Annotated in this window: 19 protein-coding genes; 3 read left to right on the forward strand and 16 right to left on the reverse strand. The window is 71.4% G+C overall.

The window, feature by feature from the left end; genetic code table 11:
- Nucleotides 1–71: 71 nt before the first annotated feature.
- The 7 genes from yajC to JG616_RS01655 form a co-directional block, all read right to left on the reverse strand.
- Nucleotides 72–407 (reverse strand): preprotein translocase subunit YajC, encoded by a 336-nt coding sequence (gene yajC / locus JG616_RS01625; protein WP_199362221.1) that lies wholly within the window; start codon nucleotides 405–407, stop codon nucleotides 72–74.
- 154 nt (nucleotides 408–561) lie between these two features.
- Nucleotides 562–1,695: a tRNA guanosine(34) transglycosylase Tgt gene (tgt, locus tag JG616_RS01630; protein ID WP_199362222.1), complete on the reverse strand. Its 1,134-nt coding sequence runs from the start codon at nucleotides 1,693–1,695 to the stop codon at nucleotides 562–564.
- Between the two features lie 40 nt (nucleotides 1,696–1,735).
- Nucleotides 1,736–2,749 carry an ABC transporter ATP-binding protein gene (locus JG616_RS01635; RefSeq protein ID WP_199391458.1) on the reverse strand — a complete coding sequence of 338 codons (1,014 nt, stop codon included), beginning with the start codon at nucleotides 2,747–2,749 and terminating at the stop codon, nucleotides 1,736–1,738.
- Nucleotides 2,746–4,473, reverse strand: coding sequence for an iron ABC transporter permease (locus JG616_RS01640; RefSeq protein ID WP_199391459.1), 1,728 nt, complete (start codon nucleotides 4,471–4,473; stop codon nucleotides 2,746–2,748). The genes JG616_RS01635 and JG616_RS01640 overlap by 4 nt, the downstream gene beginning before the upstream one ends.
- 9 nt (nucleotides 4,474–4,482) lie before the next feature.
- Nucleotides 4,483–5,616: a Fe(3+) ABC transporter substrate-binding protein gene (locus tag JG616_RS01645; protein ID WP_199391460.1), complete on the reverse strand. Its 1,134-nt coding sequence runs from the start codon at nucleotides 5,614–5,616 to the stop codon at nucleotides 4,483–4,485.
- A 70-nt stretch (nucleotides 5,617–5,686) separates the two neighbouring features.
- Nucleotides 5,687–6,718: a tRNA preQ1(34) S-adenosylmethionine ribosyltransferase-isomerase QueA gene (gene queA, locus JG616_RS01650; protein WP_199391461.1), complete on the reverse strand. Its 1,032-nt coding sequence runs from the start codon at nucleotides 6,716–6,718 to the stop codon at nucleotides 5,687–5,689.
- A gap of 7 nt (nucleotides 6,719–6,725) precedes the next feature.
- Nucleotides 6,726–7,157 carry an Lrp/AsnC family transcriptional regulator gene (locus JG616_RS01655; RefSeq protein WP_199362227.1) on the reverse strand — a complete coding sequence of 144 codons (432 nt, stop codon included), beginning with the start codon at nucleotides 7,155–7,157 and terminating at the stop codon, nucleotides 6,726–6,728.
- 135 nt (nucleotides 7,158–7,292) lie between these two features.
- On the opposite strand from JG616_RS01655, the gene JG616_RS01660 reads away from it, so the two are divergent.
- The gene (locus JG616_RS01660) at nucleotides 7,293–8,786 is read left to right on the forward strand and encodes an aminotransferase class III-fold pyridoxal phosphate-dependent enzyme (RefSeq protein ID WP_199391462.1); all 1,494 of its coding nucleotides are present in this window, start codon (nucleotides 7,293–7,295) and stop codon (nucleotides 8,784–8,786) included.
- 72 nt (nucleotides 8,787–8,858) lie between these two features.
- Here JG616_RS01660 and JG616_RS01665 read toward each other — a convergent pair whose 3' ends face one another.
- The 3 genes from JG616_RS01665 to JG616_RS01675 all read right to left on the reverse strand — a co-directional run bounded on the left by JG616_RS01665 (nucleotide 8,859) and on the right by JG616_RS01675 (nucleotide 14,031).
- Complete coding sequence (locus JG616_RS01665; RefSeq protein WP_234446631.1) at nucleotides 8,859–10,214, reverse strand: metallophosphoesterase family protein; 1,356 nt, start codon at nucleotides 10,212–10,214, stop codon at nucleotides 8,859–8,861.
- A 113-nt stretch (nucleotides 10,215–10,327) separates the two neighbouring features.
- Nucleotides 10,328–11,494, reverse strand: a complete 1,167-nt coding sequence (locus tag JG616_RS01670) for a phytase (protein ID WP_199391463.1) — start codon at nucleotides 11,492–11,494, stop codon at nucleotides 10,328–10,330.
- Between the two features lie 11 nt (nucleotides 11,495–11,505).
- Nucleotides 11,506–14,031: a TonB-dependent receptor gene (locus JG616_RS01675; RefSeq protein ID WP_343224981.1), complete on the reverse strand. Its 2,526-nt coding sequence runs from the start codon at nucleotides 14,029–14,031 to the stop codon at nucleotides 11,506–11,508.
- Nucleotides 14,032–14,216: 185 nt separating this feature from the next.
- Here JG616_RS01675 and upp point away from each other — a divergent pair, with 185 nt between their 5' ends.
- Both upp and JG616_RS01685 read left to right on the forward strand, forming a co-directional pair.
- Nucleotides 14,217–14,846 (forward strand): uracil phosphoribosyltransferase, encoded by a 630-nt coding sequence (upp, locus tag JG616_RS01680; RefSeq protein ID WP_199391465.1) that lies wholly within the window; start codon nucleotides 14,217–14,219, stop codon nucleotides 14,844–14,846.
- Between the two features lie 121 nt (nucleotides 14,847–14,967).
- Nucleotides 14,968–15,624 (forward strand): winged helix-turn-helix domain-containing protein, encoded by a 657-nt coding sequence (locus tag JG616_RS01685; RefSeq protein WP_199391466.1) that lies wholly within the window; start codon nucleotides 14,968–14,970, stop codon nucleotides 15,622–15,624.
- Nucleotides 15,625–15,627: 3 nt separating this feature from the next.
- On the opposite strand, the gene JG616_RS01690 is transcribed toward JG616_RS01685, so the two are convergent.
- From JG616_RS01690 to rsmD, 6 genes are all read right to left on the reverse strand, one after another.
- A complete protein-coding gene (locus tag JG616_RS01690) occupies nucleotides 15,628–16,524 on the reverse strand; it encodes an MBL fold metallo-hydrolase (RefSeq protein ID WP_199391467.1) in 897 nt (298 codons plus the stop codon).
- Nucleotides 16,525–16,534: 10 nt separating this feature from the next.
- Entirely contained in the window at nucleotides 16,535–18,286 is a 1,752-nt protein-coding gene (gene ggt / locus JG616_RS01695) for a gamma-glutamyltransferase (protein ID WP_199391933.1), read from the reverse strand.
- Between the two features lie 23 nt (nucleotides 18,287–18,309).
- Nucleotides 18,310–18,564, reverse strand: coding sequence for a YfhL family 4Fe-4S dicluster ferredoxin (locus tag JG616_RS01700; protein WP_199361553.1), 255 nt, complete (start codon nucleotides 18,562–18,564; stop codon nucleotides 18,310–18,312).
- Nucleotides 18,565–18,633: 69 nt separating this feature from the next.
- Entirely contained in the window at nucleotides 18,634–19,131 is a 498-nt protein-coding gene (locus JG616_RS01705; protein ID WP_199391468.1) for a hypothetical protein, read from the reverse strand.
- Between the two features lie 39 nt (nucleotides 19,132–19,170).
- Complete coding sequence (coaD, locus tag JG616_RS01710) at nucleotides 19,171–19,671, reverse strand: pantetheine-phosphate adenylyltransferase (protein ID WP_199391469.1); 501 nt, start codon at nucleotides 19,669–19,671, stop codon at nucleotides 19,171–19,173.
- A gap of 66 nt (nucleotides 19,672–19,737) precedes the next feature.
- Entirely contained in the window at nucleotides 19,738–20,334 is a 597-nt protein-coding gene (gene rsmD, locus JG616_RS01715) for a 16S rRNA (guanine(966)-N(2))-methyltransferase RsmD (RefSeq protein ID WP_199361556.1), read from the reverse strand.
- Nucleotides 20,335–20,373 lie beyond the last annotated feature (39 nt).

Genomic DNA, 20,373 nt, shown 5'->3' on the forward strand with positions numbered 1-20,373 from the left:
GAGTGACGGGTTCTGGAGCAGGCGTCGGCACGGGCCGGCGCTTACGCCGGGCCCCGTGCCTCCGGCGGGTGTCAGGCGGCCTTGAGCGAGCCCTTGGGCAGCACGTTGCCGACGGCGTTCTTCTGCACGCGGATCTCGACGTTGTCGGCGATCTCGACGGTGATGAAGCTGTCGCCCACGCGGCGCACCACGCCGGCGATGCCGCCGCTGGTGATCACCTCGTCGCCGACCGAGAGCTTCTCGACCATGGCGCGGTGTTCCTTGGCGCGCTTCATCTGCGGGCGGATCATCAGGAAGTACATGATCAGCAGCAGGATCACCGGGAAGGCGAACATGCTCAGCGGGCTCTGCGCCGCGGGAGCGGCCTGGGCGTAGGCGGGGGCGATGAAGAAGTCGAGCAGGTTCATTCAGGGCGGTCCGATGCGGAAATCAGCGAAACAGTATGCCACGGGCCCACCGGGCCCGTGCTCCGACCTGTAGGAGCGGCTACAGCCGCGATTGCCAGGTCCGACCGGGACCGGACGCCGATCGCGGCTGTAGCCGCTCCTACAAGTGGGCGGGTCAGGCCCCGGGGGCCTGCCGTGCCGCGAGGAAAGACCGCCGGAAGGCCCCGAAGGTTCCCGAGGCGATCGCGGCGCGCATGTCGGCCATGAGCTTCTGGTAGTACCAGAGGTTGTGCAGGGTGCCGAGGATCGGTCCCAGCATCTCGTTGCAGCGGTCGAGGTGGCGCAGGTAGGCGCGGGTGTAGCCGCCGCTGCAGGCCGCGCAGCCGCAGCCCTCCTCGATCGGCCGCAGGTCGCGCTCGTACTTCGCGTTGCGGATGCGCACCGTGCCGGTGGAGGTGAAGTAATGGCCGTTGCGGGCGTTGCGGGTGGGCATCACGCAGTCGAACATGTCCACGCCGCGGGCCACGCCGTCGACCAGGTCCTCCGGCCGGCCCACGCCCATCAGGTAGCGCGGCCGGTCGACGGGCAGTTGCGGGCAGGTGTGCTCGAGCATCGCGTTGCGCTCGGCCTCGGTCTCGCCTACCGCCAGCCCGCCGATCGCATAGCCGTCGAAACCGATGTCCCGGAGGCCGGCCGCCGAGCGCGTGCGCAGGTCCTGGTGCACGCCGCCCTGCACGATGCCGAACAGCGCCGCGTCGTTGCCCTCGTGGGCCCGCTTCGAGCGCCCGGCCCAGCGCAGCGACAGCTCCATCGAGCGCTCGATCACCCGCGGGTCGACCGGCTGGCCGTCCTTCTGCACCGGCGGGCACTCGTCGAAGATCATCACGATGTCCGAGCCCAGCACCTTCTGGATGTGCATCGATTCCTCGGGGCCGAGGAAGACCCTGGAGCCGTCGATGGGCGCGGCGAAGGTCACGCCGGCCTCGGTGATCCTGCGCCGGTGCGCCAGCGAGAACACCTGGAAGCCGCCGGAGTCGGTGAGGATCGGACCGTCCCAGCGCGCGAAGCCGTGCAGGCCGCCGTGGGCCTCGATCACTTCGAGGCCCGGGCGCAGGTAGAGGTGGAAGGTGTTGCCGAGGATGATCTCGGCGCCGAGGTCGCGCACCTGCCCGGGCAGCATGCCCTTCACCGTGCCGTAGGTGCCCACCGGCATGAAGGCGGGCGTCTCCACCGTGCCGCGGGGGAACGTCAGCCGCCCGCGGCGGGCGGCGCCGTCGCTGGCGAGCAATTCGAACTGCATTCGGGACATCGGCGGCCTGGCGTGGAAAGGGCCGCCCATTGTCGCGGTCTCAGTCGAAGCCGACCAGCGCGTCCTCGGCCAGCCGCAGGCGCAGCGGCGCGCCGGGCGCCAGCGCGCGCAGCGCGGCCACGTCGGCATCCTCCAGGTCCACCTCCACCACCTCGCCGCCGCCCAGGCGCAGCCCGATGACATGGCCGGGGCCGCGGAACGACAGCGCCACCAGCTCCGCCGCCACCGGACCCTCGGGGTCGGGCCGCAGCGCGTGGGGCCGCAGCAGCACCTCGCCGCGGCGCCCCAGGCCGACGGCGGACGCCGGCACCAGGGTTCCGCGACCGATGAAGCCGGCCACGAAGCGGTCCAGCGGGCGCCGGTACAGCGCCTCGGCGCAGTCCCACTGCAGGATGCGGCCGCGGTCCATCACGCCGATGCGGTCGGCCATGGTGAAGGCCTCGGACTGGTCGTGGGTCACCATCAGGACGGTCGCGCCGGAGGCCTTCAGCAGGCCGCGCAACTCGGCCGCCAGTTGCTGCCGGGTATCGGTATCGAGGTTGGAGAAGGGCTCGTCGAGCAGCAGCAGCGCCGGCCCCGGCGCCAGCGCGCGCGCCAGGGCCACGCGCTGCTGCTGGCCGCCGGACAGCTCGTGCGGATAGGCACCGCCCCGATCGCCCAGGCCGACCAGGGACAGCATTTCGGCCACCCTCGCCCGCTGCTCCGCGCGCGCGCGGCCGCGCAGGCCGAAGGCGATGTTCGCGGCCGCGTCCATGTGCGGGAACAGCGCGTAGTCCTGGAACATCATCCCGACGCTGCGCTGCTCCGGCGGCAGCGACAGCCCCGGCGCGGCCACGCGGCGACCCTGGACGTCGATGCTGCCGTCCAGCACCGGCTCGAAGCCCGCGACCGCGCGCAGCACCGTGGTCTTGCCGCAGCCCGATGCGCCGAGCAGGCAGCCGATCTCGCCCGCGCCCAGCGCCAGCGACAGGGCGTCGACCACGACGCGCGTCCCGCCTTCCGGGGCCGGATAGCCGACGCGGATGCCCGTGATGTCCAGCAGCGCCTCGGTCACGCCATCCTCTCCCGTCCATAGCGCACGCCGGTGCGTGCCAGCAGCACCACCGGCAGCAGGCCGACGGCGACGATCAGCAGCGCCGCCACCGCGCCTTCCTCATAGGTGCCCCGCGAGGCTTCGGCATAGAGCCAGGTCGCGAGGGTCTCGAAATTCAGTGGCCGCAGCAGCAGGGTGGCCGGCAGCTCCTTCATCGCGTCGACGAAGACCAGCAGCGCGGCCGCGGCCATCGCCGGGCGCAGCAGCGGCAGGTGGATGCGCCGCAGCGTGCTGCCCGGCGCGTGGCCGAGGCTGGCCGCGGCCTGGTCGAGGCTGGGCGGGATGCGCGCGAGGCCGGATTCGACGCCGCCGGCGGCGATCGCCAGGAAGCGCACCGCATAGGCCAGCACCAGCGCCGATGCCGAGCCCATCAGCAGCATCCGCGGCGTCAAGCCGAAGCCGGACAGCAGGGCGTTCGCGCCGTCGTCGAACCAGGCCAGCGGCAGCAGCAGGCCGATCGCCAGCACCGTGCCCGGCACCGCGTAGCCGAGGCTGCCGGCGCGCAGCGCGAGCAGCGCGCCGGCGGGCCGCCGGCGGCCCTGTGCCAGGCGCATCGACCAGCCCAGGACCAGGCCGGCGGCCAGGGTCACCACCGTCGCCGCAAGCGCCACGCCCACGGTATTGCCGACGCTGGCCAGCAGCTGCGGCGAGACGCCGTGGCGGCCGATGCGCTCCAGGGCCTCCCAGGCCAGGTAGCCCGCGGGCAGCACGAAGCCGACCAGCACCGGGAACAGGCCGAGCGCCAGCGCCAGCGCCGCCGCGCCGCCGCGCAGCCGCCGCGGCCGCATCGGCCGCGGCCGTTCGCCGGCCGCATAGCGCTGCCGCCGCCGCGCATGGCGCTCCAGCGCCAGCAGCGCGACCACGATCGCCAGCATCGCCAGCGCGATCTGCGCAGCGCCCGGCAGGTCCGAGCGCGTCACCCAGGTGGTGTAGACCGCGACGGTCATCGTCTGCACCCCGAGGAACTCGGATGCGCCGATGTCGTTGAGCACTTCCATCAGCGCCAGCGCCGTGCCGATCGCGATCGCCGGCCGCGCCAGCGGCAGCGCCACGCGCCGGAACACCTGCAGCGGAGTCGCCCCCAGGGTGCGCGCCGCGTCCAGCAGGCCGGCGGCCTGGGTCATGAACATCGCGCGCGTGGTCAGGTAGACGTAGGGATAGAGCACGAAGCCCAGCAGGACGATGCAGCCGGCCAGGCCGCGGATGTCGGGCAGGCGGAAGTCGCGCGGGCTCTCATGGCCCAGCAGGTCGCGCACCAGGCCCTGCACCGGCCCCAGCGGATGCAGCAGGTCCAGGTAGGCGAAGGCGACGATGTAGGTCGGCACGGCCAGCGGGAGCAGCAGCGCCCAGGCGACGGTGCGCCGCCCGGGGAAGTCGAACGCGGTGACCAGCCAGGCCGCGCCGGTGCCGATCGCCACCACCAGCGCACCAACGCCGAGCAGCAGCGCCAGCGTGTTGCGCACCGCCCCGGGCAGGACATAGCGCGCGACGTGGGTCCACAGCCCCTCCTGCCCGCCCTGCAGCGCGGTCCAGGCCAGCGAGGCCAGCGGCAGCAGCACCAGTGCGGCAATCGCGGCGGCGGCCCACTGCCACGGTCCTTCGGGCAAGAGGTGGCCCAGGCCGCGACGGGGCACGCCGTGGACCACCGGATGCAGCGCACCCGCGGGCATTGCCGTTGCCGCCATGCCGCCGGATCAGTTGTCGAAGCCGACCTTGTCGACCAGCGCGCTGGCCTCGCGGCGGTTGGCCACCACCTCGGCCAGCGGCAGCGGGTCGACCTTGAGCGCGCCGAAGCTCGCGACCACCGGGTCGAGTTCGACGCCGGCCTTCACCGGATACTCGTAGTTGGCGCGCGCGTACAGGCTCTGCGCCTCGTCGGACACCAGGTATTCCATCAGCGCCACCGCGTTGTCGCGGTTGGGCGCGTGGCGGGCCAGGGCCGCGCCGCTGATGTTGACGTGGGTGCCGCCGTTGTCGACGTCGAAGGTGGGGCGGATGACCTTGATCGCCTCGCCCCACTGGTGCTGCTCGGAGCCCGGCTCGGCGTTCTTCATGCGGCCGACGTAGTAGGCGTTGGCGATGCCGATGTCGCAGATGCCGGCGAGAATGTCGCGGGCCACGTCGCGATCGCCACCGGCGGCCTTGCGCGCCAGGTTGGCCTTGACGCCGCGCAGCCAGGCCTCGGTCTGCGCCGCGCCATGGTGGGCGATCATCGCGGCGAACAGGCTGGTGTTGTACGGATGCTGGCCGGAGCGGATGCAGACCTTGCCCTTCCACTTCGGGTCGGCCAGGTCCTCGTAGTGGAAGCCCTCGAGGTCGAGGTCCTTGTGCGCGTACAGCACGCGGTCGCGCAGGCTCATCGCGAACCACTGGTCGTCGCCGCCCCGCAGGTGTTCCGGGATGGCCGATTCCAGCGCCTCGGACTGCAGCGGCTGGGTATGGCCGGCCTCGACCAGGTCGAGCATGTTGCCGGTGTCGACCACCATCAGCACGTCGGCCACCGAACGCTCGCCCTCGGCGCCCAGGCGTTCGAGCAGGCCGTCCTTGAGCAGCACGGTGTTGACCCGGATGCCGGAGCTGGCGGTGAACGCGTCCAGCAGCGGCTGGATCAGGCCCGGCTCGCGGGTGGTGTAGAGGTTGACCTCGCCGCCCGAGGCCGGCGCAGCGGCCGGGGCATCGGTCGACGCCGTGCCGGTGGCCGCCGCGCTGGTGGCCGCCGCGCTGGCGTCGGCATCGGCCGCGGGCTGGCTGCCGCCACACGCGGCGAGCAGGAGGATGGCGCAGGCGCTGGCGAGCGCGGCGCGGGGCAGGCGGAATGAAGGGTTCACGGACAACTCCTGTGGCAGGCACGAGCGCGGCCGGGCCGCTTAATGAGAATGATACTCGACAACACCCGGATCAATCGTTGCGATAAAGCAACATCGCGTCCCCATAGGAGAAGAAGCGGTAGCGCGCGCGGACCGCGTGCGCATAGGCCGCCAGCACCCGCTCGCGCCCGGCGAAGGCCGACACCAGCATCAGCAGCGTCGATTCCGGCAGGTGGAAGTTGGTCAGCAGGATGTCGGCCGAGGTGATGCGGTAGCCGGGCACGATGAAGATCGCGGTTTCGCCGGCGAAGGGATGCAGTTCGCCCTCCACCGTCGCCGATTCCATCGCGCGCATGACCGTGGTGCCCACGGCCACCACCCGGCCGCCAGCGGCGCGCGTGCGCCGCACCTGCTCGACCAGAGCCGCGCCGACGTTGATCCACTCGCTGTGCATGCGGTGCTCGCGCACGTCGTCCACGCGCATCGGCTGGAAGGTGCCGGCACCCACGTGCAGGGTGACGTGGCCGGCCTGCACGCCACGCGCGTGCAGCGCGTCGAGCAGCGCCTGGTCGAAGTGCAGGCCCGCGGTGGGCGCGGCCACCGCGCCGGCCTCGCGCGCGAACACGGTCTGGTAGCGCTCGGCGTCGTCGGCGCCGGGGTCGCGCTGGATATAGGGCGGCAGCGGCATCCGCCCGGCCTTCTCCAGCCAGGACTGCAGCGCCCCGTCGACGTGGAAGCGCAGGTGGTGGAAGCCGCCGTCGCGCCCCACCACCTCGGCCACGCCGCCCGCGTCGAGCTCGATCAGGTTGCCGGGCTTGGGCGTCTTGCTGGCGCCGACCTGGGCGCGCGCCTCGTTGCCCGGCAGCAGCCGCTCGATCAGGATCTCGACCCGCCCGCCGCTGCCCTGCTTGCGCCCGAACAGGCGCGCCGGGATCACCCGGGTGTCGTTGAACACCAGCAGGTCGCCCGCGCGCAGGAAGTCCGGCAGGTCGCGCACCTGGTGGTCGCCATGGCCGGCGTCGCCGGGCGGTACCACCAGCATGCGGCTGGCCGAGCGCTCGGGAAGCGGCACCTGCGCGATCAGTGCCGGCGGCAGGTCGAAGGCGAAATCGGACTTCTTCAAGCGGGCCTCAACGTTCGAACTTGGTCGACAGCAGCAGGGTCGAGGTGGTGCGTTCCACGCCATCCAGGGCGCCGATGCGGTCGGTGAGCGCGTCCATCTCGCCGATCGTCGCCACCACCACCATCGCCACCAGGTCCCAGGCGCCGTTGACCGAATGCAGCGCGCGCACGCCCGGGTACTGGCGCAGCGCCTCGACCACGCCCGGCGCCTGCTTGGGGAACACGGTGATCATGACCAGCGCGCGGATGCGCTCGCGTTCGTGCTGGTCGTCCACCCGCACGGTGTAGCCCGCGATCACCCCGCTGCGCTCCAGGCGTTCGATCCGGCTCTGCACGGTGGTCCGCGACAGCTGCAGCCTGCGCGCGATCGCCGCGGTGGGCATGCGCGCGTCCTCGCGCAGCAGCGAAAGCAGGGCTTCGTCGGCGGGGCTCAGCTTCATGGCCGGATTCTATCGTCGATCCGCCGAAAACCACAGGGTTTCCGAGCAGATCGCACCTACCAACCGACGAACGCCTCCCGATACGATAGGGAATCGCCCGGCCATCCGGGCCTCGCCACGTCCGGAGGAACCGCCATGACCGCCACCATCACCGCCCTCGCCCCGCTCCGCGCCCGCAAGGGCCATCGCCGGACCACGGGTCTCGACGACGCCACCATCGCGCGTTTCGCCGAAGGGCACTCCGACCTGGTCGCCGCCATCGACGCCGCCGCGGCGGAATTCGCGCGCATCGAGGCCGACTGCGCCGACCTGCTGGATCTCGACGAGGACGCCCAGATCCAGGCGGTCCAGGCCGGGTTCGTCAACTTCTATCCCCAGGATGGCGTGAACCCCTACGTGGCGCTGGCCGCCCGCGGCCCCTGGATCGTGACCCTCAAGGGTGCGGTGCTCTACGACACCGGCGGCTACGGCATGCTCGGCTTCGGCCACGCGCCCGCGCAGGTGCTGGAGGCCATGGCGAAGCCGCAGGCGCTGGCCAACATCATGACCCCGAACCTCTCGCAGCTGCGGCTGGACCGCGCGCTGCGCGCCGAGATCGGCCAGGCCGCCGGCGCCTGCCCGTACGCGGCCTTCATGTGCCTCAACTCCGGTTCGGAGTCGGTGTCGCTGGCCGCACGCATCGCCGACACCAACGCCAAGACCATGACCGACGCCGGCGGCCGCCACGCCGGGCGCACGGTCAAGCGCCTGGTGGTCAAGGGCGCCTTCCACGGCCGCACCGAAGCCCCGGCGCTGTATTCCAATTCCACCCGCAAGGCCTACGAGAACGCGCTGGCCAGCTACCGCCACGAGGACAGCGTGCTGGTGGTGGCGCCCTACGACATCGGCGCGCTGAAGCAGGCCTTCGCGGATGCCGATGCCAAGGGCTGGTTCATCGAGGCGATGTTCCTCGAGCCGGTGATGGGCGAAGGCGATCCCGGCCGCAGCGTGCCGGTGGACTTCTACGCCGCGGCGCGCGCGCTGACGAAGGCGCACGGTTCGCTGCTGCTGGTGGATTCGATCCAGGCCGGCCTGCGTGCCACCGGCGCGCTGTCGATCGTCGACTACCCCGGCTTCGAGGGCCAGGAAGCGCCGGACATGGAGACCTATTCCAAGGCGCTCAACGCCGGCCAGTTCCCGCTGTCGGTGCTGGCGGTGAACGCGCGCGCGGCGGGCATCTACACGCGCGGCACCTACGGCAACACCATGACCGGCAACCCGCGTGCGGCCGACGTCGGCGTCACCGTGCTGGGAATGGTGACGCCCGCCGTGCGCGCGAACATCCGCCTCCGCGGCGAGCAGGCGCTGGCGAAGCTCGAGGCGTTGAAGGCGGAGCTGGACGGGCTGATCACCAAGGTCCAGGGCACCGGGCTGCTGTTCTCGTGCGAACTGGCACCGGGCTTCAAGGGTTACGGCGCGGGCTCGACCGAAGAGTGGCTGCGCGAGCAGGGCCTGGGCGTGATCCACGGCGGCGAGAACTCGCTGCGCTTCACCCCGCGCTTCGAAATGGGCGAGGACGAACTCGACCTGGTGGTGTCGATGGTGAAGCGCGCGCTGCTGGAAGGGCCGCGGGTGAAGGCCGCGGCCTGATACCGAAACCCGCGCCACTGGAATCCGGTCGTGGACTGGATCGCTGCACCGAAGCGCGCGGGTGCAGCCGCCCTACTCCCAGCAGCGGTCCGCGCGGCCCTTGAGCGTTCCGGTACGCCCACAGTCGCGGGGGGCGATCCGGCCTTCGGTGTGCTCGACCACCCTGCGGCTCCCCGCGCGGTCTCCGACCAGCGAGAAGGCGTCGTACAGGCGCCCGGTCACCGTACGCGCTTCGTAGCGCAGCGTGTCGCCGTCGATGCGCACGACCTGGAACAGCTGGGTGTCTTCGCCCACCGGGGCCATGGTGTCGCGGGCCTCCTGTGACAGGAGGTACTGCTTGGCGCCGGCCACCGAGACGACGTACTGGGGCGTGGCCGCCCCCGAGTCACCGGCGCGACGGCCGTAGGTGTGGTCGTGCCCCTGCAGCACGAGGTCCACGTCATGGCGCTCGAGCACCGGCATCAGGTGCTCGCGCAGCAGGGCGTTGTCGCGCCCTTCCCGCGGCGAGTACATCGGCTGGTGGATGGTGACGATCGACCAGGCGCGCGGGTTGTCGCGCAGCACGCCATCCAGCCATTGCGCCTGCGCGGCGGCGGTGCCGAGGTCCAGGGCCGAGGTGCCGTCGAGCACGACGAAGCGGGCGTCGTGCATGTCGAACCAGTAGGTGGTGGCTTCGGCGCCGGGCGCCCCGTTGCCGGGCAGCGCGAACATGTGTGGCCAGTGCAGGCCGAGCACGCGGCGCTCCTGCGGCGTGTCCTCGAACTCCTCGAAGTATTCGTGGTTGCCGGTCACGGGGGCGATGAGCATGGTCGCGGCGACGGGGGCGGTGATGTCGGTCCATTCGCCCCACTCGTTGTCGTCTTCGCCGTCGCCGCCGCTGACCAGGTCGCCGGCGAAGAGTGCGAGGCGCGCGCGCGGGGCGTGGCGCAGGGCTTCGAGGAGGACGCGGCTGCCGTGGCTGGCGTTCTTGTTCTGGGTGTCGCCGAAGTACAGGAACTCGAGCGCGGTGCCGGGCGCGGCGGCAGTGCGCAGCTGGCGCCACGGGCTCCACCAGCCGGTGCCGCCCTGTACGCGGAAGGCGTAGAGCGTGTCGGGTTCGAGGCCGTCGACGTCCAGCTGGTGCTGGCTGCCGGCGCCGTTTTCGGTGGTGAAGGCGGTGCTGCGGGCAGCCAGGCTGCGCGGCTCGCCGACGGCGGGCGAGTCGCCCGCGACCACCAGCTCCAGCCGCGGCGCTTCGACGCCTGCGGCGGTGCGCCACGACACCTGGAAGCCGCGCGCGGGATCTTCCACCGGAGAGGCGACGATGCGGTCCGGGTACGCCGCGGGTGCGTAATGGAGATCACCTGCCGGGACCAGCGTGTTGGGCTCCAGCGCGACGATACCGGGGCCGAAGGCTTCATCGGCGAAGGCGGGTCCGGCCAGCAGCAGGGCGGGCAGCAGCGCAGTCAGCAGCCGCGCGCGGCGAGGTCTGGCCGCGGGCCTGGACCTGTTCACGGTTGCAGCCGCGCCGTCGCGCGGTGACATCGACCCGTCGGCGCGGGTCAACGCGCGCATGCAGGCAACTCCAGGGCCGAGGCGATCTCGCGCCAGTCGATGGCCACGGCGCCCTGGTCGTCGTGCACCGCGTACAGCACGCCGTCGGGGAAGCCCGTGGCCGGCGCGTCGTGCAGCCAGATGCCGTCGGTGTTGGCGACTGTGGGACCGGCCACCGCGCCGACGTGGTCCAGCGAGCCACGCTCGAACAGGTGGAAGGATGTTCGGCCCTTGCCCTGCTCGGTGGTGATCCACCAGCCGCTGCCGTCGGCGCAGGTCTTGAGCACGATGCCCTCGGCCTGCGCCTGCAGGAATTCCGCGCCGATGGTGCGTCCGCTGTACTTGCCCGCGAGGTCGTAGACCTTGAACTCGTTGGCGTAGGTCTCGTCTTCCTCGGCGATCAGCAGCTGGTCGTTGGCGGGATCGCCCCAGAGCGATTCGACCACGCGCAGCGCGCCGTCGGGGCTGGTGTCGCCGAACGCGCCGACATGACGGGCCGCGAAGCCGTTGCCCTGCGGGGCGAAGGCGAAGCGGTGCACGCGACGGTCGAGCTGGTCCAGTGGCGGCAGGATGTCCTCGCCCTGGGCGTCTTCCCCCGTCATCCAGGCGTCGGTCACGTAGATCTCGTAGCCTCCGTCGACCTCGTTGATCCACAAGCCGTAGGGCAGCTTGAGCACGTCGGCGCCGAACTCGGCGACGGTCTGCATGCTCGGCAGGCGAAGCACCTGCACGCGACGGTTGTCACGCTCGACCACGAAGGCGAGGTCGTCGGCGACGGCGATGCCGTTGGGGCGGTCGAACTGCCCCGCACCCGCGCCGCGCCCGCCGACGTGCCGCACGAGCGCGCCCGTGGCGCCGTCGTACACCACCAGGCGATGGGTGGACTTTGCGGTGGCCAGCAGCAGGACCTGGCCGTCGGGTGCGGTCCAGCTTGCGACCGAGTCGATGTTGTCATCCGGGGTCATCGGGGTGGCGAAGGCCTCTGGAACGGTCACGGCCTCCGCGACATCCGCGCGCACGGCCTCGCGGACGCGGTCTGCACGGTCCTCGGCGCCTTCGACGGTCGCGTTGCCGGCACCGGGTGCCGTTGCCCCGCCGCAGCCGGCGAGCGCCAGTGCCAGTCCGCCGATGGCAAGTGCGCGCCAGCCTGCGCTCGGGATGGTCCGGTAATTCATCATGTGCATCCTCAGAAATTGACCTTGACGCCGAGCGTGTAGCTGCGGCCGTAGAGTTCGTTCTGCAGCGTGGTCGCCGGCGTGCCCTGGTACAGCTCCAGCGGCTCGTCGAGCAGGTTGGAGGCTTCGAGGTACAGGCTCCAGTTGTCGGCGACCTTGTAGTCCAGGCTGAAGTCGAGCTGGGTATTGGGCGCGACCCAGAGGTCGTAGCGGCGGTCGCTGCCGATCTCGTCCAGGTACTCGCTGCGATACACCGCCGCCAGGCGGGTGCTGACGCGCTCGTTCTCCCAGCCGATGTGCGCGCTGTACAGGCGTTCCGACGACAGCGGGAGCATGAACTTCTCGCCCGCGCGATCCTCGGTGCCGGCCACGAACTCGGTGTCGAGCCAGGTGCCGCTCAGGCCCACCAGCAGGCCGCTCCAGGCTCCCGGCAGGAAGTCGAGCTTCTGCTGCCAGTTGAGCTCCGCGCCCAGCACGCTCGCGTCCTCGCCGTTGACCGGACGGGTCACGTCATAGCCCGGGAAGGCGGGATCGTCGTTGCTCCAGGTGTCGACGATGTAGCCGTCGATCGACTTGTGGAAGATGCCGGCGGAGAAGATGCCCGAGTCGCCGATGTAGCGCTCGAAGGACAGGTCGAAGTTCAGCGACTCGTAGGGATCGAGCTGCGGGTTGCCCAGGTCGACCTCCTCGTCATCGCGGTTGATGCTTGCGCGCGGCGTGATGTCGCCGAAGCCGGGACGCGCGATGGTCTTGGTGACCGCGCCGCGCAGCACCCAGTCGCCGTTGGTGTCGTAGCGCAGGTGCAGGCCGGGCAGCACGCTCGTGTAGGACTTGGCCGCCGACGACGGCGCGGCGGTGAGCACGCCGTCCTCGTCCAGGTCCACCATCCAGCCGGTGGCGTCGAAGTCGGTGCGTTCGATGCGGGCACCGGCGACCACGCGCAGGTTGCCGAAGTCCATGGTGCCCATGAGGTACGCGGCAAGCACGTCCTCGCTGGCGGTGTAGTCCTCCACCAGGGAAATCATCGCGTTCTCGCCCACGTCGCCCGGGCGTTCGGAGAACAGCTGGCGGTTCTCGCGCAGATAGCGGCGCATCGCATTCGAAGACAGGCCATCGCCCAGGTTGCCGTGGCGCCAGGACGGCGAGCCGGTGGTCCAGCCCGACAGGTCGATGTCGGGGCCGATGCGGTACTCGGCCTCGTCGACGTTGACGTCGCGGTCGCGCCAGCGGCCGAGCAGGCCGGTCTTCCAGGTCACCGCATCGCCGGCATACGTGAAGTCGAACTTCGCGCTGATCGCCTCGTCGTCGACCTGCTTCGGGGCCACGACCAGCCGATCCAGCCCGTAATTGGCGTTGCGCAGCCAGGCATCGCCGCCGGCGGGATCGATCACGTCGAACGCCGGGATGCGGCCGGGGCCGACGCGGATCGCCATGTCCTCGTCGCCGAGGTACTCGAAGCGCATCTCGACCTCGTCGTCCACGCGCTCGCGCGCCTGGGTGTAGCCGAGCTGGTAGTCGAACTTCGAGTGACCCCTGCGGTTCATGCCGCCGGCGCTGACGGTGAAGGTGTCCTCTTCCTTGGTGCGGTAGCGCAGCCGACGGCCGAAGTCGTCGGCGGAGATGTCCTCCACCGTCCAGCTGTTGCCGTCGTAGCCGGCGATGTCGCCCTCGCCCACCGGGATGATGTGGTTCTGGCGGGTCTCGGCATCGGTGAAGTCGGTGTACAGCGTACGCAGGTAGTACTGGTTGTCGTTGTCCGGGCGCCAGTCCAGGTTGAGGTTCACGCCGGTACGCTCGCGGTTGATCGTGTACTTGCGCTGCTGGATCTCGACCGGGGTCAGGCGGTCGCCGGTGACGTCCTCGAACGGGTCGTCGTACTCGACCTCGATGTTGTCCGACTCGTAGTCGCGGTCCTGCCAGCTCAGGCCAAAGGCCACGCCGAAGGTATCGTTGTAGACCTCGCTGAAGTTGAAGGCGGCCTTGGGGCTGGTTTCGCCGCTGAGGTTCTGGTGGCTGGCCTCGGCCTTGAAGCGCATGTTGCGGCCGGCGCGGTCGAAGGCCGACGCGGACTCGACCATGATCGTTCCGCCCAGCGAATCGCCGGGCATGTCCGGCGTCGGCGCCTTGACCACGGTGAGGCGTTCGGTGGACTCGGAGGGAATCACGTCCAGCGGCGCCGCGCGGCTGCCGTCTTCGGGCGTACCCATGCCGATGCCATCGACGGTGACCGAATTCTGCGCCGCGTCCAGGCCGCGGATCACCACGTAGCGGCCTTCGCCCTGGTCGCGGGTGACGCTGATGCCCGGCAGGCGCGAGAGCGACTCGCCCACGTTCTGGTCCGGATACTGGCCCATGGAGTCGGCGGACACCGTGTCCTGGATGGCATCCGAGGCGCGCTTGAAGTCGATGGCGCGCATCTGCGATTCGAACTGGCCGCGGACCTCGATGGCGGCGAAATCGACGGCCGCGGCGGCAGCCACCGCCTGCGCCGCCGCAGCGGCCGGCGGCGGAGCAGCTCCGGCCACATCGGGCGACACGACCCGATCGCGGGCATGGGCGTGCCCGGCGGTGGCCAGGGCAAGGCCGGCGACGATGGCGAGATGGAGCGGATGATGCTTGGACACGGCGGGACTCGGTATGGTCGACGCCGCACACCCTATTTCCGCGATGTTTCAGCCGGGTTACCGGCGTCACGAACGCCGCTGCGCGCTAGACTTCCGCCATGAAGATCGTCGAAGTCCGCCATCCGCTGGTGCAGCACAAGCTCGGCCTCATGCGCCGCGTCGACAACAGCACCAAGACCTTCCGCGAGCTGGCCGGCGAGGTCGCCGCGCTCCTGACCTACGAGGCCACCGCCGACCTGGAGTGCGAGGACTCGGACGTCGAGGGCTGGGCCGGCACGGTCCGCGTGCGCCGGATCAAGGGCCGCAAGATCACCCTGGTGCCGATCCTGCGCGCGGGCCTGGGCATGCTGCCGGGCGTGCTGGAGCTGATTCCCGCGGCCAAGGTCGGCGTGGTCGGCATCAAGCGCGACGAATCCACGCTAGAGGCCATGGCGTACTACGAGAACCTGGTCGGCGACATGGCCGACCGCACCGCGCTCATCCTCGATCCGATGCTGGCCACCGGCGGCACCCTGGTGGCCACGGTCGACATGCTGAAGAAAGCCGGCTGCACGCGGATCAAGGGCCTGTTCCTGGTCGCCGCGCCCGAGGGCCTGCGCGCGCTCGAGGCGCGCCATCCCGACGTCGAGGTCTACGTCGCCTCGATCGACGAACGCCTCAACGACCTCGGCTACATCCTCCCGGGCCTGGGCGACGCCGGCGACAAGATCTTCGGCACCGGCGCCTGACAGGCGTCCAGCCGGCTGGCCTGCAGGCCCGGCATCCCGCGTTGCCCGGGGTGTGGCCACCGCTCCGCTCCCGCCGACATCCCCGGCCCCCGGAGGCCGGATCCCGCCGCTCCAGGCTTCATTGGCGGAGGAATGGCTGTTCGGGCGCTATCGCCTGGTGCCCGCCTTCCGTCGGCTGCATGCCGGCGAGCGCAGCGTGGAGCTCGATGCCCGAGCGCTCGCGGTACTCGAGTGCCTGCTGCGCCACGCCGAGCGCGTGGTGCCGCGCCCCACGTTGATCGCCGAGGCCTGGCCGGAGGCCAGCATCGTCTTCGACAGCGCGGTCTCCAAGGTCATGCGCCGGCTGCGGGTGGCGCTGGGCGACAGCCACGGCACGATCCTGCAGACGATCTATGGCGAGGGCTACCGGCTGGCGCTGCCGGCGACGCTGTTGCCGCCGAGGCCCGGCACGGGTGCCACGCTGCACGGATCGGCCGGCGCGGGGAACGGCGCCGCGCGCGAGTCGCCGTTGCGACCGAAGCCGATCGGAGCCGCTTCGATGCCCCGGGGCGGCCCGGCACAGGCACAGGCACCGCCAGCGCAAGCGGCAGCGGCAGCGGCAGCGGACCAAGCGTTGCAGCCTCCGAGGCCGATACCCGACGCCTCCGGCAAGGAACGCACGCCGCCCGAGCGTGCCCCGGCCTGGCAGCTCTGGCTGCCGTGGACCATCGCCGCGCTGGCGACCCTGCTTTCGGGCGGCCTCGCCTGGCTGCTGCTGAACCGCGCGGGCCCGGGCTGATCCTCAGCCAGCAGCTGCTAGCGGCCGCGCCTGCAGCCTTCGCACCTGGTGCACGCCGGTGAAGCGCCCGCGTCCGTCACGCTCCAGCTGCGCCAGCGCGCAGTCCGGGTCATGGGCGAAGAACAGGTGCACGCCCCGCGCCAGCTTGTCGTCGAGGAAGGCCTGCTTCTCGTCGATCAGGGTCTCGGCGCAGCGGTCGTAGCCCATGGTGATCGGCACGTGCACCCAGGGCAGCCCGGGCACCAGGTCCGCGCAGAACACCACGCCGCCATGGTGGCCGTCGCCGCGGCGCTCCGGCCCCAGCACTTCGGACAGCATCATTCCGGGGGTGTGGCCGTGGCTCCAGTGGAAGCGCACCGCGTCCCCGAGCGCCGACGTCCGGTCACCATCGACCAGTTCGACGCGGCCGCTGGCCTCGAGCAGCGGCAGCAGCTCGGGGATGTAGCTCGCCCGGTCCCGCGGATGCGGATCCCGCGCGCGCTCCCACTGCTCGCGCCCGATCACGAAGGTGGCATTGGGGAACAGGAGTTCCGGCGCCCTGCCCTCCTTCCAGGCCGACAGCAGGCCGCCGGCATGGTCGAAGTGCAGGTGGCTGAGCACCACCACGTCGATGTCCCCGTGGCCGAAGCCGGCGTCGCGCAGCGAGTCCAGCAGCACGTGGCCGTCGCCGCCGATGGCGTAGCGCTCGCGCAGCTTCGGCTCGAAAAAGGCACCGATGCCGGCCTCGAACAGCACGGTGCGGCCGTTGAGCGGCGTCGCCAGCAGGGCGCGGGTGGCCAGCGGGATGCGGTTCGCCTCGTCGGGCTGCATCCACTTCGACCACATCGCCCGCGGCGCGTTGCCGAACATCGAGCCGCCGTCCAGGCGCTGAGTATTGCCTTCGATCGACCAGAGCTTCATCGCGACGTCCTCAGGGCTTCCGCGAGGCGCGCACTTCGGCCTTGCCGACGGGATTGCGCGGGTCGGTGCCGCCTTCCATGCGCGTGTTGGCGATGTCCCAGGCGACGGTCTGTAAATTGCCCCAGGCATCGCTGGAGCGGCGCCCTTCGGCCACCTCGTCCTCGGGCCGCACCACGTTGTGGCCCATCGCGCGCAGCGCCTGGGCGGTGGCCACGTCGAAGGTCCCGGCCTCGGCCTGGATGGCGTCGGGCATCCACTGGTGGTGGTAGCGCGGCAATGCCGCCACGTCGGTCGCCGACAGCCCGGCGTCATAGCCGAGCACGCCCAGCAGCACCATGGTAATGATGCGGCTGCCGCCCGGCGTGCCGAGCACCGCGACCTTGTCGTCGGAGAGCATGAAGGTCGGCACCATCGAGCTCAGCATGCGCTTGCCCGGTGCCGGCGCGTTGGCGTCGAAGCCCATCACGCCGAAGGCGTTGGGCGTGCCGGGCTTCAGCGCGAAATCGTCCATTTCGTTGTTCAGCAGCACGCCGGTGCCCGGCGCCACCAGGCCCGAGCCGTACAGCAGGTTGACGGTCTGCGTCGCGCCGACCCGGTTGCCCTCGGCGTCGATGATCGAGAAGTGCGTGGTCTCCTCGTCCTCGAGCGGCGTGGGTGCGCCCGAGAGCAGGTCGCTGGGCGTCGCGCGCTCCGGATGGATCGTGGCGCGCAGGCCGGCGGCGTAGTCCGGGCTGGTCAGCAGGCGCTGGGGCACGTCGACGAAGTCGGGATCGCCCAGGTAGAAGGTGCGGTCGCGGAAGGCACGGCGCATCGACTCCACCACCAGGTGGGTGCCATGCGCGTCGTCCATCGCGCCGAGGTCGTACGGCGCGAGGATCTGCAGCATCTGCGCCAGCGCGATCCCGCCCGAAGACGGCGGCGGCGCGGTGACGATGTCCCAGTCGCGGTAGCGGAAGCGGATCGGCTCGCGTTCGCGCACGCGGTACGCGGCGAGTTCGTCCGCGGTCCACTGTCCGCCCTCGGCATTGACGCCCGCGACCAGCTTTCGGCCGACGTCGCCGCGGTAGAAGCCGTCATGGCCGCGCTCGGCCAGCAGCTCGAGCGTGCGCGCAAGGTCGGGCTGGCGGAACAGGTCGCCTTCGCGGATCGGGCGCCCGCCGGCCAGGTAGACCTCGCGGGTACCGGGATAGCGCTCCATGACCGTACGTCGCGCTTCGTAGCCGCGGGCCATGCGGCCGTAGACGGGGAAGCCCTCGCGCGCAATGCGGATCGCCGGGGCCAGGCTCCGCGACAGCGGCAGCTTGCCGTAGTTCGCCTGCAGGTGGACGAAGGCCGCGGGCAGGCCCGGGATGCCCGCCGACCAGGCGCCGTTGGTGGCGCGGTCGCGGTCGAATCCGCCCTCGGCATCGAGGTAGCGCTCGGGCGTGGCCGCCGCCGGCGAGGTCTCGCGCGCATCGACGAAGACGTCGCGTCCGGTCCTGGCGTCGTGCAGCAGGAAGAATCCGCCGCCGCCGATGCCGGAGCTGATCGGCTCCACCACCGACAGCACCGCGGAAACGGCGATCGCGGCGTCAAAGGCGTTGCCGCCGTCGGCCAGCACGGCCATGCCGGCGTCGGTGGCCAGTGCGTGTGCCGAGGCGATGGCGGCACCCGGCGGCTTCGCGCCCTGCGCCGCCTGCGCAGCAAGCGGCTGGGCTGCCGCTCCGTCCGCGGCTACGGCCAGGCCCGTCGGAACCAGGGCGAGCAGCAGCGGCAGCGCCATCCGGCGTAGCAGGGTCGATGGCGTCACGCAGCCTCCTCCGTCAGCCGCCGGAGCTTGGCCAGCAGCTGCTCATGGGTCTCGGGGATGTCGGGATCCGGGTCGATGCACTCGACCGGGCAGACGACGACGCACTGCGGCTCGTCGAAATGCCCCACGCACTCGGTGCAGCGCGCGGGGTCGATCAGATAGATGGTCTCGCCCTGCGCGATGGCCTCGTTCGGGCACGCAGGCTCGCAGACGTCGCAGTTGATGCAGAGCTCGTTGATGCGCAGCGCCATGGGGCCATTGTAGACCCTGGGCGCGGGAGCCGCCGCCGGCGCTGGAGGCCGGCGGCAACCCGGTCGGGCTTACTTCGCCTCGACGAAGACGAACTCGACGCCGGCCGGCGCGACGGCCTCGGAGACGCGGGCCTGGTCGGCACCGCTGCCGATGAACACCACGCGCACGCCCTTCATGGTGTCGGGCGCGACGCTGGCGAAGGCGTCGACCACGATGTCGGCCATCTTCGTCGAATCCGACGAGGCGTAGGCCAGCATGTTGCCGCGCACGATGCCGCGCGAGACGTCGCTGCTGGCCTTGTCGGCCAGGCGCTCGTAGTTGCCGGCGTCCGCGGCCTCGTCGCCGGTCGGCGCCGGCAGGTAGTAGACGTAGGGCTGGTTGCCGATGCCTTCCATGTTGCGGGTCACCACGTCGGAGACGTAGGTGCGCCACGCGGCGTCGTCGGCGGTGGCCGGCGCGGTCACCGGCGCGGCGACGGTGGCGACGGGCGCTTCGTCCTTCTTGCAGGCGGCGAGCAGCGGCAGCGCGAGGCAGGCGGTCAGCATCAGGCGCGGGATGGTCTTCATTCGTGTTCCCCAGGATGTTTCGTTGCGTTGGTGGTCAGTCTATCCCGCGCGCCGCCATTCGGCCTGCAGCGCCTCGGCCACCGCCGCCGGCACGAAGCCCGAGACATCGCCGCCAAGGCGGGAGATCTCGCGTACCAGCGACGAGGATATGAAGCCGTATTGCTCGGCCGGCGTCAGGAACAGGGTCTCCACCTCGGGAATGAGGTGGCGGTTCATGCTCGCCAGCTGGAATTCGTACTCGAAATCGGACACCGCGCGCAGGCCGCGCAGCAGCACGCCGCCGCCGATCTCCGACACGAAGTGGGCCAGCAGTGAATTGAAGCCGCGGACCTCGACGTTGCCATGGTGCGCAACCGCCTGGCGCGCGAGGTCCACGCGCAGCTCCAGCGGCAGCGCCGGGCCCTTGCCGGGGCTCTCGGCGACGCCGACGACGAGCCGGTCGAACAGCGGCGCGGCGCGGTCGACCAGGTCGACGTGGCCGTTCGTGATCGGATCGAAGGTGCCGGGATAGACCGCGATCCTGTTTCGGGCTGTGCTCATGCCTGGCTTCGCCGTGTCCCTGGGTGGTCGATGCCGCGCGAGTGTATCAGCGCCGGATGGCGCCGGTCAGGGCGCGGGCGCGCGCCGCAACAGCGCATGGCGGGCGTCGCGGGTCGACGCTTCGCGGAAGGAGCGCCAGTCCGGCCCGGCCAGTGCCGGGGCGGTCGCCGGCGACTCGAGGTAGAGCCAGGCGTCGTCGGTCACCCAGGGCCCGAGCCTGGCGAGCGCTACGTCCCAGGCACCGGAATCGAAGGGCGGATCGAGGAACACGAGGTCGAAGCGCCCGTGCAGCGGCGCGCGCAGCAGCTCCAGCGCGTCCGCGCGCAGCACCACCGCCGCGTCCCCGGCGTCCAGCCGGGCGCAGGTGTCGCGCAGTGACTGCGCCAGCGCCGGGTCGCGCTCCACCAGCACCAGCTCGCGGGCACCGCGTGACAGCGCTTCCAGCCCGAGCGCACCGCTGCCGGCGAACAGGTCGAGCACGCGCGCGCCGGGCAGCATCGGCTGCAGCCAGTTGAACAGGGTCTCGCGCGCGCGGTCCGACGTCGGCCGCAGGCCGGGCGCGGCGGCTACCGGCAGCCGGCTGCCACGCCAGCGGCCGGCGATGATGCGCACGCTGCCGGGGGCTGCGGAACGGGAAGGAGCGCGTGGGGCCGGTGGTACCATGACGCGGCATTGTCCGCGCTTGCGCGAGCATGCGCACCC

Source organism: Luteimonas sp. MC1895 (genome assembly GCF_016457215.1).
Classification (GTDB): Bacteria; Pseudomonadota; Gammaproteobacteria; order Xanthomonadales; family Xanthomonadaceae; genus Luteimonas.